Genomic DNA, 13,878 nt, shown 5'->3' on the forward strand with positions numbered 1-13,878 from the left:
GTCATTCGCCTGTCGGCCCGGCCCGGCCCGCCCGGTCGGGCCGGTCAGCGGGCGTCGTCGGGTACGGCGGTGGACAGCAGCGTGACCAGGTCGTCGAGGGTGTCCAGGGGCCGGCCGGGACCGTTCAGCTCGACCTCGACGTCGTACTCCAGCTCGATCGCGTCGACCATGCGGAGCAGGCCGAGCGAGTCGACGCCGAGAGCGACCATCGAGCCGCCGGTGAGCAGGTCGGTGGCCGCGACGTCGCCGCCGGTGGCCTCGCTGACCAGGTCGGCGAGCCGCCCCCGCAGGTCGGTGGTGTCGTTGGTGTCCATCAGCGCTCCTTCACGGACGGCCGGACGATCTCGGCGATCTCGGCGATGGTGGGGGTGTCGAAGAAGGCGTCCAGGGGCACCTCGACGCCGAGTCGTTGCCGGATGCGGCTACTGATCCGGGTGATCGTCAGCGAGTGGCCGCCCAGGTCGAACAGGTCCTCGTGCACGCCGATGTCGGGGATCCGCAGCACCTCCTGCCAGATCAGCCGCAGCTGGGTCACCACCGGATCGTCGTCCCCGACCGGCATGACGGCTGCGCCCGGTGCCGGGTCGCCGGGCGACCCGCCGGTTCCGGTGGTGCCGGGCGTGCCGGTGGTGCCGGGTGCTCCGGTGCCGGGCGTGCCGGTGGTGCCGGGCGCGAGGATGGTGCCGGGGGGATCGTCGGTGGTGCCGGCCGGGGGCGTCGCGGTGCCGGCCGGGCGGGTGGGGTCGGTGACCGGTGGCCGGGGGAGGTCCACGGTGAGGTCCCGGGCGGCCAGGGCGGCCCGGTCGACCTTGCCGTTCGGGCTCGACGGCAGCCGGTCGAGCGGCACGAAGTCGGTCGGCAGCACGGCCTGCGGCAGGCTCGCCGCCAGGTGCCGGCGCAGCTCGGCCGGTGCCGGGTCGGTGCCGGTGCGGGCCACCAGGTAGGCGACGAGCCGGGGCCCGTCGGCGTCCGGGCGCAGCACCGTCGCCGCGCCGGCCACGGCCGGATGGTCGAGCAGCCGGGCGTCGATCTCACCCAACTCGATCCGGTGTCCCCGGATCTTCACCTGGTCGTCGGTGCGGCCGAGGAAGTCCAGCCGCCCGTCGGGCAGCCACCGGCAGCGGTCGCCGGTGCGGTAGAGCCGCTCCCCGGGCCGCCCGAACGGGTCCGGCACGAACACCTCGGCGGTCCGGTCGTCGCGGCCGAGGTAGCCGGCGGCCAACCCGACGCCGGCCAGGTGCAACTCACCCGGCACCCCGATCGGCACCGGTCGTCCCGAGGTGTCCAGCAGGTACGCCCGCACGTTCGGCAGGGGCCGTCCGATGGTGACCTCGTCGGGATCGGCGGGGACGTCGGCCATCGTGGCGTACACCGTCGCCTCCGTCGGGCCGTACCCGTTGATCAGGCGGCTGGTGCGGGCCCGCAGGTCCCGGGCGAGGGCGACCGGCAGGGCCTCCCCGCCGGTGACCGCGACCAGCGGCGGGGTGGGCCCGGCGGCGTCCGGTGCGGGCGTGCCGAGGCCGGCCTCCAGCAGCACCCGCCAACCCGACGGGGTGGCCTGGGCGTGGGTCACCCCGGCGGTGTGGACCAGCCGCAGCACACCCGCGCCGTCGAGGGGGCCGACCGTCGAGGCGACGACCACCCGGCCGCCGGTGACCAGCGGCAGGAAGACCTCCACGGTGGAGATGTCGAACGACAGCGAGGTCAGGTGCAGCCACCGGTGCGCCGGGCCACTGCCCAGCAGGTCCCGGACGCCCAACAGCAGGTTGGTCAGCGCCCCGTGCCGCACCGACACACCCTTGGGTCGGCCGGTCGAGCCCGAGGTGTAGAGCACGTAGGCCAGGTCGTCGGCGTCCGGCGGCACGGCGGGGGTGACCGGCGTCGGCCCGGTGAGCAGGTCGATCCCGTCGAGGGTGAGGGTCGGCCAGGTCAGCGCGGTCACCGTCGGCGTCACCACCAGCGTGGGGGTGGCGTCGGCGAGGACGAGTTCCCGGCGGGCCGGCGGGTGCTGCGGATCCACCGGCAGGTACGCGGCCCGGCAGCGCAGCACCGCCAGTAGGGTGACCACCGCCCGCCAGGACCGGTCCAGGGCGACCGCGACGAGTGACCCGGGCCCGATCCCACGTTGGCGCAGCAGCCCGGCCAACCGGTCGGCGGCGGCGTCGAGCTGCGCGTAGCTGAGGATCAGGTCGTCGTCGACCACGGCCGGCGCGTCCGGGTCGGCGGCGACCCGGGCGGCGAACAGGGTGGGCACGCTCGCCCCGGCGGGGTACGCCCGGCCGGTGTCGTTCCACTCCCGGGTGACCCGGTCGAGTTCCTCGGCGGGCAGCACCGGCAGCTGCGCCACCGGCCGGTCCGGGTCGGCGACCACGGCGGCGAGCAGGGTACGCAGGTGCGCCCCGACGCGGCGTACCGCGTCGGTCGGGATCGCCGCCGGGCTGTGCTGGAGGCTGACCGTGGGGCCGGTGGGGGCGTCCACGATCTGTACGTGCAGGGCGTTGCGGGCGGCGCCACCGAACAGCGTCCAGTCGACCGCTGCGGTCACCCCGGGGAAGACCGGTTCCGCGCCGCGCCGCCGGTAGCCGACGCTGACCGGGGTCACCGCCGGGGCGGGCCGCAGACCGGGCACCGCGTGGGCCAGCGGCACGGCCCGGTGCCGGTACACCTCGCGCAGCCGGACCCGCACGGCGCGGGCGTACGCGCGGAACGTGCCGTCGGCCGGGTCGACGGTGACCGGCAGTTCGTTGACGAACAATCCGATCCGGTCGGCCTGCTCGGGGGTGCGGGTGGACAGCGCCACCCCGACCGGCGTGCCCTGGTTGCCGTACCGCCCGAGCAGGGTGTGCAGCGCGGCGAACAGCAGCTCGAAGCGGGTCACGCCGAGCGACCGGGCCGCCGGGTCGAGGCCGTCGACCACGTCGGCGGGCAGCGTCACCTCGACGGCGACGCCGGGTTCGGCGCCGGTGGGTAGCCGGCGCAGGCCGGGCAGCACCACGTCGCCGGGGCCGGACCAGTGCCGCGCCCAGAAGTCGCGGGCGGCGGGCAGGTCGACGGCGATCCGCTGCTGCTCGACCGCCGCGCGGCCGGCGTGGTCGTCGCCGGGCTGTTCCGGGCCGGTGTCGGCGGGCCGCACCGGCCCGGCGGACCGGGCGGCGGCGTATCCGGCGGCCAGGTCGTGGACCAGCACGTCCTTGGAGGTGCCGTCGAAGACCAGGTGGTGCGCGGTGACCAGCAGCAGGTGGGCACCCGTCGTCCCGGTCAGCAGGGTGAACCGGGCCAGCGGGCCGGTCCGCAGGTCGTACGGCCGGGCGATCTCCTCGGCGACCCGGGCGTCGGTCAGCTCCCCGAAGGTGACCGACGGGCGGGTGTCGGCCGGCGTCAACCGGGGGGTGCCGTCGTCGTCGGTGCCGACCCGGGCGGCCAGGACCGGATGCCGGGCGACCGTCGCCGCGCACGCCGCGACGAGGGCCGCCCGGTCCAGCTCCGCGCCGAACCGGATGCCCAGCGCCATGTGGTACGCCGTGCCGGCGACCCCGGCCTGTTCGGTGAACCAGACGGCGTGCTGCGCGAAGGTCGCCTCGGCGGTGCCCACATGCTCTCCCATGGTCGTGCTGTCGGTGCGGGTGGTCAGTTGTCGAACAGGACGGTCAGCTGCCGTTTGAGCACCTTGCCGCCCTCGTTGCGGGGCAGCCGGTCCAGCAGCAGCAGCCGGGCGGGCAGCTGGTGGTCGGCCAGCCGGTCGGCGAGGAAGCCGCGCAGCACCGGCAGCGTCAGCCCGTCCGTGCCGGCCTGCGGCCGGGTCACCACGGCGGCGGCCACCGCAGAACCGAGCACCGGATGCGGCACCCCCACCACGGCTACCTCGGCGACCAGCGGATGCTCGTGCAGCGCCGCCTCGACCTCGACGGTGGAGACCTTGAACGCACCGGTCTTGATCACGTCCTGGTGCCGGTCGGTGAGGTAGAGGTAGCCGTCGGCGTCGATCCGGCCCACGTCACCCATCCGTACCCACCCGTCGCGGAAGGTGGTCCGGTTCGCCGAGTCGTCGCGGTAGTAGGCGCGCGGGTGCGGTGAGCGTAGCCACACGTCGCCGGTCGTCCCGGCCGGCAGCGGGCGGCCCCCGGGGTCGGCGACCATCAGCTGCCCGCCGACCGGCCGGCCGACCGCGTCCGGCCGGGCCGGGTCGTAGATCATCGTGGTCTGCGCCGGGGCTGCCTCGGTGGAGGTGTAGTAGTTGACGATCGTGGCCTGCGGGAAGGCCGTGGCCAGCCGGGCCGCGACCGCCGGTGGCAGCGGCGCGGCGGTGGACCCGATCAGTTGTACGCCGCTGGTGTCGCGGTCCCGCAGCGCCCCGGAGTCGAGCAGCTCGATGGCGATCGACGGCACCACGAACACCGTCCCGGTGCCGGCGGCGGCGACCAGCCGGGCGAACCGGACCGGGGTGAACCGGGGCAGGGTGAGCGCGGCGGCCTTCGCGGTCAACGCGTTGAGCAGCATCGTCTGCCCGGCGTTGGTGCCGATGGCGAAGGCGTGCAGGAACCGCTGCGAGTGGGCCAGGGCCAACCGGCGCGGGTGGTGCGGCGCACCGGCGGTGAGGTTGGCGTGCCGTGCCGACACCCCCTTGGGGCGGCCCGTCGTCCCCGAGGTGTAGAGGATCTGCGCGAGGTCACCGGGGCGGACGGTGACCGGGTCGCCGTCGTCGGGGTGCCCGTCGGCGCGCAGCTCGGCGTCGCCGAACACCGCCACGCCGGGTGGGGCGGGTGGGGCGGGGGTGTCGTCGCCGTACACGACGGCGGTGGCCGTGCAGTGGGTCAGCGCGTACCCGAGCTGCCCGGCGGCGAGCCGGTCGGACAGCGGCACCGCCACCCCGCCGGCCCACAGGACCCCGCAGTACGCCACCGCGTAGCGGACCCAGTCGCGGGGGCCGAAGACCAGGCCGACCCGGTCGCCGGGGCGTAGCCCCCGACGTCGCAGCGCGGCGGCGACGGCCCGTGCCCCGGCGGACCACTGGGCGAAGGTCAACGTGGCCACCTGGTGCACCTCGACCGCCACCTGGTCCGGGTGCAGCCCGGTGCGCCAGTCGAGCAGTTCCGGCAGGGTACGCGGCGGTGGCGTCCCGGTGGGTGTCGTGCTCACCGCGACCCTCCCGTCCCGACACCCACCGGGGTCCGGTCGGCGGGGGCGGTCGTACGGGCCCGGCGTTCCTCGAGGCCGACCAGGTCGTCCGGGGGCGCGTCGGGCACCTCGTCGTCGAACCGGGCCAGGGTGGGGGTGGCCAGCGACACCAGCGCGGTCAGCGCGATGCACACCCCGAACAGCACGTAGAGCAGCCCGTGCCCGCGACCCGGCCCGACCCCGAGCACCACCCCGACGGTGCCGGCCAGCGCCCCGTCGGGCAGCAGCGTGGGCTCCACCACCCGGGCGGCGAACGGGGCGACGACGCCCCAGCCCAGCGGCAGGGTGGACTGGGCGACCATCTGGTTGACCGCGAACACCCGGCCGTGCACCCGGGCCGGCACCTTGGTCTGGATGATCGTCTGGTAGACGCCGTTGACGATGCCCAGCGCCAGGTACATGCCGAAGGCGCCGGCCCCGATGAGCAGCAGGTTGGGTCGCAACCCGGTCAGCACGGCGGCCACCGCGATGCCGAGGGTGCCCAGCAGCACCGCCCGCATCCGGCGTCGGCGGGGTCCGCCCCAGAGCAGCATCACCAGGCCCCCGGTGGCCGCACCGACCCCGCCGGTCAGCGCGACGCGGGACACGTCGGTGAGGTCGGCGAAGCCGAGCACCAGCGGGGAGAGCAGGAACAGCACCGGGAACAGGAAGAAGTTGAGCGCGGCGAAGAACGCCAGCATGGCGCGGAACTCCCGACGCCGCAGCGCGTAGCGCAGCCCGGCGACGATCTCGGTGCCGATGCCCTCGCGGCGTTGCAGGGCCAGGGTGCGGGGGAACCGGACGACCGCCAGCACCCCGACCGCGAACAGGTACGACGCCACGTCGACGAGCAGGATGCCGCGCAGCCCGACGGTCTCCAGCAGGGCCACGGCGAGCAGCGGCACGGTGAACTGGGTGAGGCCGACGGCGGTCTGGGTGAGGCCGTTGGCGTGCCCGAGGAAGCGTTTGGGCACCAGTTGCGGCACCGCCGAGACGAACGCGAGCCGTTGGAAGGCCAGTGCCACCGACAGCCAGCCGACCAGCGGATAGAAGTGCCACACCTGCGCCCGGTCGGTGAGCACCAGCCCGGCGAGCACCGCGTTGGCGCTGCCGGCGGCGAGGCCGGCGAGTAGCAGCACGCGCCGCCTGCTGGTGCGGTCGATCAGCGCGCCGGCCAGCGGTGCGACCAGCAGGCCGGGCAGCAGGCCGAGCACGGCGAACAGGGCGAACCGGGCGAGTGACCCGGTCTGCGTGTAGATCCACAGTGGAATCGCGAAGGTGGTCAGCGCGGTGCCCAGCCCGGAGACGACCTGACCGGCCGCGACCAGGCCGAAGCGGCGCAGGCTCGGCGGTGGCGCGGTCCGGCCCCGGTCCCCGCCACCCACGCCTGCCGGGGGCGGGTCGGACGTGGTGGGTGCGTCGGCGCTGCGGCGGGAGACGGCGGCGAGCTGCCAGGCCGGTGGCGTGGCGTCCGACCCGGTCGGGGCGGGCCGGGGTGGCGTGTCGAGCCGTCGGTGCACGTCGGTGACGATCTCGGCCAGTTCATCCGACCGGTACTTGAGGAAGTAGTGCCCGCCCTCGTCGACCACGACGAGCGCGGTGCGGTCACTGAGGAAGTGCCATTCCCGGAACCGTTCCTCGTGGTAGTCGGTGCTGCGGTCCCGCTCACCGACCACCGAGACGACCGGTGCCCGCAGCGGGGTGACCCGCCGGCGCATCAGGTCGGTGAAGTAGTCCTCGGCCACCCGGGCGTCGTGCCGCATCGCCCGGACCAGGAACCGCACCTCGTCGGGGGCGAGCGAGCCGACGGCGGTGCCCTGCGCCTGCAACCAGGTGCGGTAGATCCGGTCGCTGCGCAGCCGTTCGGCCAACCGCAGCCGCAGCAGCGGCCCGAGCGGCCCGTCGGCGGGGCGGGCGAACGGGAACACCGCACCGAGGTAGACCGCGAGCAGGTCCCGTCCGGCGGCCTCCAGCCGGCGGGCGACCTCCACGGCCAGCGCCCCGCCGGGGCCGCAGTGCCCGTACACGATCAGTGGGCCGGTGACCCGGCCCAGAAGTTCCGCGACCACCCCGGCGGCGACGTCGGCGATCGGTGCGGGCTCGTCGGCGAGGCCGATGTCGTGTCCGGGTACGGCCACCGCCAGCAGCCGGTACCCGGCCGGCAGCGCGTCGGCCAGCGGCTGGTACACCACCGCGCTGCCCCCGCCGTACGGCACGCACACCAGGGTGGCGACCCGGTCGACGGCGGGCACCGGCGGCGTCAGCTCGTGCAGCAGCCCGGCCCGACCCGGGTCCGGCCCGCCGACGAAGCCGGCCAACTCGCGTACGGTGCGGTACCGGAACAGGTCCATCACGCTGACCGTCGGGGTGCCGTCGGTGACGGTGGGCAGCTCCCGGCGCAGCCGGGCCACCACCCGGGTGGCCAGCAGCGAGTGCCCGCCCAGGTCGAAGAAGTCGTCGGTGACGCCCACCTCGGGCACCCCGAGCACCGCCCGCCACACGTCGGCCACCAGCGTCTCCACCGGCCCCACCGGGGGCACCCGCTCGCCGGTCGGGCCGTCGTCGGTGGGCTCGGGCAGGGCCCGCCGGTCCACCTTCCCGTGTTCCTGCAACGGCAGCCGGTCCAGCACCACCCAGCGGGTGGGCACCATGTGCTCGGGCAGCCGCCCGGCGAGCAGGCGACGCCAGCGCGCCGGGTCCGGGGCGTTCGCGTCCGGCCCCGGTTCGGCATCCGCGTCCGGCCCCGGTTCCGGCTCCAGGTAGGCCACCAGCCGCTCGTCGCGCAGCAGCACCGCCGCTTGGCGTACCCCCGGGCAGTCCCGCAGGGCGGCCTCCACCTCACCCAACTCGACCCGGTAGCCACGGATCTTCACCTGGTGGTCGCGGCGACCGAGGAAGACCAGCTCCCCGTCGGCCCGCCACCGGCCCAGGTCACCGGTGCGGTACAGCCGGGACCCGGGCGGCCCGTACGGGTCGGGCACGAACCGTTCGGCGGTCGGGCCGGGCCGGTGCAGGTAGCCCCGGGCGAGCCGGTCCCCGCCGAGGTACAGCTCACCGGGCACCCCGACCGGCACCGGACGCATCCGCTCGTCGAGCACGTGCACCGAGGCGTACGGCAGCGGCCGGCCGGTCGGTACCGGGCCGACGTCCGGCCCGTCCACGGGCACCTGGTAGGTGGCCACGCCGACGGTGGCCTCGGTGGGCCCGTAGTGGTTGAACACCCGGGTCGGCCCGGCGGCGAGCGGGGCGATCCGCTCCAGGTCGGACGCCTCGCCGCCGAGGATCAGCGCCCGGGCCGGCAGCAGGTCCTCCGCTGCGCAGTCGGCGGTCAGCGCCGCCAGGTGCGACGGGGTGATCTTGAGGTAGTCGATCCGTTCGTCGCGCAGCCGGGCGGCCAGCTCGGCCCCGGTGCCCCGGCGGGGGAGCAGGTGCACCGTGCCGCCGGTGGCCAGCGCCAGGTAGAAGACGGTGACGGCGAAGTCGAACGACATCGACTGCAACAGCCCGTACCGGGCGGCCGGGACCACGGCGAACCGGTCCGCCACCCCGTCGAGGTAGCGCAGCACCGGCCGGTGCGGCACGGCCACCCCCTTCGGGGTGCCGGTCGAGCCGGAGGTGTAGATGACGTAGGCCAGGTGCTCGCCGCCGACGCCGGCCGTGGGTCGGTCGTCCGGTGCGGCGGTGACCTCGGTGGCGATCTCGTCCAGGCGGGTCGCCACCGTCCCGGCGGGCAGCCGGTCGAGCAGGTCCGCGCTGGTCAGCAGCACGGTCGGCCGGGCGTCGGCGAGCATCAGGCCGAGCCGGGCGGCGGGCTGCTCCGGGTCCAGCGGCAGGTACGCGCCGCCGGCCCGCAGCACCCCGAGCAGCGTCACGGCCAGCTCGACCGACTGCTCCAGCAGCACCCCGACCAGCCGGTCCGGGCCCACCCCCCGGGCCCGCAACCAGTGGGCGAGCCGGTTGGCCCGCCGGTCCAGCTCCCGGTAGCTGATCCGGTCCGACCCGCAGACCACGGCCGGTGCGTCCGGGGTGGCGGCGACGTGCGGGGCGATCAGGTCGGCCAGGGTGACCGCCGCCCCGGTGACCCCGGTGCGGTCGTCCGACGGCAAACCACGCGCCTGCTCCCCGACCCACCGGTCCGGAGCCGGCGGTGTCCCCGGGGCGGGCGGCGTTGCCGGAGCGCCGGCGAGGGCCAGCATCCGGTCCCGTTCGGCCGGGTCGAGCAGGTCCAGGTCGACGACCGGCCGGTCCGGGTCGGCGACGGCGGCCCGCAGCAGGGTCTGGAAGGACCCGGCGAGCCGGGCCACGGTGGCGGCGTCGAACAGGTCGGTGTGGTAGACGAACGTGCCGCGCAGTCCGTCGGCGCTCTCCCCGACGTACAGCGACAGGTCGAAGCGGGCGCTGGCGGCGTCGGTGCCGACGCCCTCGACGTGCAGTCCGGCCGGCCACCGGTCGCCGCCCCGGGCGTAGTTCTGCAGGGTGAACAGCACCTGGAACACCGGGGCGCGGGTGACGTCCCGGGTGACGTTGAGTTCCTTGACGAGGCGTTCGAACGGGATCTCCTGGTGCGCCAGGGCGCGCACGACGGTGCCCCGGTTGCGGCGCAGCAGGCTCGCGAAGCTCGGCTCGGCGGCGGTCGTCGGGTCGGGGGAGAGGTCGGCGCGCAGGGCCAGGGTGTTGACGAAGAGACCGATCAGGTGTTCCAGCTCGGGGACCACCCGGCCGGCCACCGGCGAGCCGACGGCGAAGTCCCGCTGCCCGCTGTGTCGGAACAGCACGGCCTGCAAGCCGGTGAGCAGGGTCATGTAGAGGGTGGCCCGGTGGGTCCGGCCCAGCCGGCGCAGCCCGTCGGTGAGGTCGGCGTCGACGGTGAACCGGTGGGTCGCGCCCGGGTAGGACTGCACGGTCGGGCGGGGCCGGTCGGTGGGCAGCTCCAGCGGCGGCACGCCGGCCAGCGCGCGGGTCCAGTGGGCGAATCCGTCCCCGGTCGCCGGGCCGTCGAGCCGGTCCCGCTGCCAGCGGGCGTAGTCGACGTAGCGGGTGACCGGCGGGGCGGGTGGTTCGCCACCGTCGCGCAGCGCGGCGTAACCGGCGGCGATCTCGCCGAGCAGCAGGTCCAACGACCATCCGTCGCTGACGATGTGGTGCATGGCCAGGTGCAGCAGGTGCTCGGTGTCGGCCAGCCGGACGACGAGCACCCGCAGCAGCGGCGCGACGGTGAGGTCGAACGGGGTGTGGACCGACTCGGCGACCAGCGCGTGGGCGGCGTCCCCCGTCACTGCGGCGGTGACGGTCACCGGCACCCGCACCTCGGGCAGCACCGTCACCACGGGCTCCCCGTCGACGCTCTCGGTGAACCGCATCCGCAGGCTGTCGTGCCGGGTGGCGGTGGCGTCGAGGGCGGCGCGCAGCAGGTCGACGTCGAACGGCCCGCGCAGCCGCACCGTCGCGTGCACGACGTACGCGGCGGTGCCGGGGGAGAGCTGTTCGGTGAACCAGATCCGTTCCTGACCGAATGACAGACGCGGAGTTCCGGTGGACCGGGGGATGGCGGAATGTGGCGGGGCGGCCCGCGTCGGTACGTCAACGTTCGTCACGCGGTGCCTTACTCGAAACGGTGCGGGCAGTGGCCAGTAGTGTGCACGTCGGGTGCGAACCGTCGGATCGGCTGATCGGTCCACTATGGAAAGCACCTTCGAGCGATTCGGCGACGTTCGTCACGTCGTACGGTCGGGAATGCGATTCGCCGACGCGGTGGTGCCTGCGCAATGGGCGTCCGAGACCCTGGTCCACGCCGAGTTCGCCGGCGACGGTGCCGGGGTGGCCCCGTTGACCTGGGCCCAGCGGGTGATGTGGCGCTCGATCGCCCGCAACGGCTCGAACCACGTCTTTCTCAACCTGCGCCGTACCGTCCCGGTGTCCCGGCGGGCGGGGGCGGCGGTGCCCGGCGTCGCCCGCGCGGTGGGCGCGTTGGTCGGTCGGCACGGCGCGTTGCGCACCCGGGTCCGGGAGGTCGACGGGGAGCCACGCCAGGAGACGGCGGCGGCCGGGGCGCTGCCGCTGCTGGTCTGCGCCGGGGCGCACGACGGCGCAGAGGCCGCCCGGGAGGCCGCCGGCCGGCTCGGCGACGTCGCTTTCGACCACGCCGCCGAGTGGCCGCTGCGGGTCGCGCTGGTGACGGTCGACGACCGGGTACGACAGGTCGTGGTGGTGTTCAGCCACTCCACGGTGGACGCGTACGCCGCCGAGACGGTGCTGCGGGACCTGCGGCTGATCATGCTGCGTGGTGACGTGTCCACCCCCGCCGGACCGCAGTCGGCGGACGTGGCGCGGGGGCAGCACGGGGCCGACCGGGACCGCTCGGCGCGGGCGGTCGGGCACTGGCTGCGGGAGTTCGACCGGCTGCCGACGTCGCCGCCCGCGCAGCCGGGGCCGGGCCTGGCCCCGCCGTGGCGGCGCGGGGTGCTGGTCTCGTCCGCCGTCGACACGGCCACCCGGCTGATCGCCGCCCGGCACCGGGTCAGCGGCTCCGCGGTGTTGCTGGCCGGGGTGGTGGCGATGGCCGCCGGTGGTGACGGGCAGGACCGTCGCGGCTTATTCCCGATGGCCCACAATCGATTTCGCGCCGGGTACGCGAATGCCGTCGCCAATCTCGGCCAGATCGGTTTCGGTGTGCTGGATCTGTCCGGTCGCCCCCATTTCGGGGAGTTGTTGTCCCGGGTGTGGAGCGCCTCCCTGGACGGCCTGCGGCACGCGTATTACGACCCGGTCGCGCTGCGGCACGCATTCGTCGAACGGGGGGTCGACCCGGCGTCGGCGTTCCAGCCGCACTACTACTTCAATGACATCAGGTTGCCCCTCGGCGGGGTCGACCGGGTGCCGGTGGTGACCCGGGACACGCTGCGGGCCGCCACGGGCCGGAGCACCTTCTCCTGGACGACGGGGCTCGACCAGGCGTCCTGGCAGTTGCTGACCCACGTGGTCGACGAGCCGTCGGGGGTGGGTGTCACACTCACGGTCGACACCCGGCACCGGACGCTGGACGCCGTCGAACCGTTCCTGCGCGGGCTGGAGGAGTTGCTGGTGGAGGCCGCTTTCCACGAGGTGCCCTGGCCCTGGTCTCCGGCCGCCGGGCCGTCCCCGGCCGCTGAGTCGGCGCTCACCGCCGGGCCGTCCCCGGCCGCTGAGTCGGCGCTCACCGCCGGGCCGTCCCCGGCCGCTGAGTCGGCGCTCACCGCCGGGCCGTCCCCGGCTGCCGGGCCGGTGCCCACCGGGGGGACGGGCGGCGACGCCTGGCCCGGCGGCGACCGGGTGGCGTACGCCGAGTTCGACGGAGGTCGGGACGCGACCGCGCCGTTGACGTGGGGACAGCGGGCGATGTGGCGGACGGTGGCGGAGTTCGTGGCGCCCGCCGCCTACCGGGTGCTGACCCTGCCGCGCACGCTGGCGGTGTCGGCACGGGCCGGGGTGGACGTGCCCCGGGCGGTGCGGGCGGTGGGGGCGCTCCTCGCCCGGCACGAGTCGTTGCGCACCCGGGTCCGCCCGCACGACGGGCAGCTGTGCCAGGTGGCGTCGGCGGCCGGGCGGCTGCCGGTCGGAGTGCACGCCGTACCCCGGCCGGCCGACGACCCGGACGGCGCGCGCACCGCGGCGGAGCTGGCCGCGCGGCTGGCCGGGGTGCCCTTCGACCACGCCGTGGCGTATCCGCTGCGGGTCGCGCTGGTCACCGTGGACGATCGGGTACGGCAGGTCGTGCTGGTGTTCAGCCACTGCGCCGTCGACTTCCACGCCGCCGGCATCGTCCTGCGGGACCTGCGGTTGCTGCTGCTACGGGGGGTGTTGGACAGCCCGCCCGGGCTCCAGTCGCTGGATCTCGCCGCGCGGGAGCGCACGGTGCAGCGGCGGCGTTCGCAGCGGGCGGTGGCGTACTGGACCAGGCAGTTCGCGGGCCTGCCGATGGACCTGGCCGATCCGACCGGAGCGGGGTCGACGCCCCGCTACCGGCGGGGTTCGCTGGTCTCCCCGGCCGTCCACCACGCGGTGCGGCTGGTCGCCGCCCGGCACGGCGTCAGCACCTCGACCGTCCTGCTGGCCGCGACCGCCGCGGTGCTGAGCGGGGGTGGGCAGGATGCCTGCGGGATGGTGGTGATGGCGAACAACCGCTTCCCGCCGGGGTACGACCAGGCGGTCGCCACCCTGAACCAGATCGGGCTCTGCCGGCTCGACCTGGTCGATCGACCGGACTTCGCCGAGTTGCTGTCCCGGGCCGGGCGGGCGGCCCTGGACGCCTACCGGCACGCCTACTACGACCCGGCCGAGTTCGAGCGTGCCTTCACCGAGCTGGGGCACGACCACCGTAGCGTGCTGGCCCCGCTGTGCTACCTCAACGACACCCGGCTCGCCCCCGAGGTCGGGCCCGGCGCGGCCGGTCCGGACGAGGCCGGCCTGCGGGCGATGGTGACGCCCGGCGCGTTCCGCTGGGTGGGGGAGCTGGACCGGTTCGCGTGGCGGTGCCGGGTGCAGGTGCTCGACGCCCCGGGCGCGGTGGAACTGGTCGTCACCGCCGACACCCGCTACCTGTCTGTCGAGCGGGCCGAGGGGCTGCTGTCCGGCATCGAGGCGTTGCTGGTCGAGGCGGCCTTCCACGGGGTGCCGTGGCCATGGTCCCCGGCGGGGTGAGGGTGCCCCAGAGGCCCGGAGGGACACCCTCACCCCATTGGCCGGGGC

5 protein-coding genes are annotated in these 13,878 nt (G+C 75.4%); 1 reads left to right on the top strand and 4 read right to left on the bottom strand.

Features of this window, described 5'->3' with window-relative positions; genetic code table 11:
• Positions 1-44 precede the first annotated feature (44 nt).
• Genes AB0C22_RS08425 through AB0C22_RS08440 form a run of 4 tightly spaced genes read right to left on the bottom strand, consistent with a single transcriptional unit; the run spans position 45 to position 10,748 of the window.
• Positions 45-314 carry a phosphopantetheine-binding protein gene (locus AB0C22_RS08425; protein WP_208566772.1) on the bottom strand — a complete coding sequence of 90 codons (270 nt, stop codon included), beginning with the start codon at positions 312-314 and terminating at the stop codon, positions 45-47.
• On the bottom strand, positions 314-3,604 hold the full coding sequence (locus AB0C22_RS08430; RefSeq protein ID WP_357534256.1) for an amino acid adenylation domain-containing protein: 3,291 nt from the start codon (positions 3,602-3,604) through the stop codon (positions 314-316). The genes AB0C22_RS08425 and AB0C22_RS08430 overlap by 1 nt, the downstream gene beginning before the upstream one ends.
• Positions 3,605-3,627: 23 nt before the next feature.
• Positions 3,628-5,136, bottom strand: a complete 1,509-nt coding sequence (locus AB0C22_RS08435; RefSeq protein WP_308290799.1) for a class I adenylate-forming enzyme family protein — start codon at positions 5,134-5,136, stop codon at positions 3,628-3,630.
• Positions 5,133-10,748 (bottom strand): non-ribosomal peptide synthetase/MFS transporter, encoded by a 5,616-nt coding sequence (locus tag AB0C22_RS08440; protein WP_219462922.1) that lies wholly within the window; start codon positions 10,746-10,748, stop codon positions 5,133-5,135. Before AB0C22_RS08440 ends, AB0C22_RS08435 begins: the two co-directional genes overlap by 4 nt.
• Before the next feature lie 139 nt (positions 10,749-10,887).
• Between AB0C22_RS08440 and AB0C22_RS08445 the strand changes: the two genes are divergently transcribed.
• Positions 10,888-13,830, top strand: a complete 2,943-nt coding sequence (locus AB0C22_RS08445) for a condensation domain-containing protein (protein ID WP_357534259.1) — start codon at positions 10,888-10,890, stop codon at positions 13,828-13,830.
• The last annotated feature ends 48 nt before the right edge of the window (positions 13,831-13,878 follow it).

Origin of the sequence: Micromonospora sp. NPDC048894, assembly GCF_040649765.1 — a bacterium.
In the GTDB taxonomy this organism is placed as follows: domain Bacteria; phylum Actinomycetota; class Actinomycetes; order Mycobacteriales; family Micromonosporaceae; genus Micromonospora; species Micromonospora antibiotica.

What these genes read in the sequence shown, in the direction of transcription:
- AB0C22_RS08425 (WP_208566772.1), bottom strand. Translation starts at nt 314, where the DNA reads ATGGACACCAACGACACCACCGACCTGCGGGGGCGGCTCGCCGACCTG.
- AB0C22_RS08430 (WP_357534256.1), bottom strand. Translation starts at nt 3,604, where the DNA reads ATGGGAGAGCATGTGGGCACCGCCGAGGCGACCTTCGCGCAGCACGCC.
- AB0C22_RS08445 (WP_357534259.1), top strand. Translation starts at nt 10,888, where the DNA reads ATGCGATTCGCCGACGCGGTGGTGCCTGCGCAATGGGCGTCCGAGACC.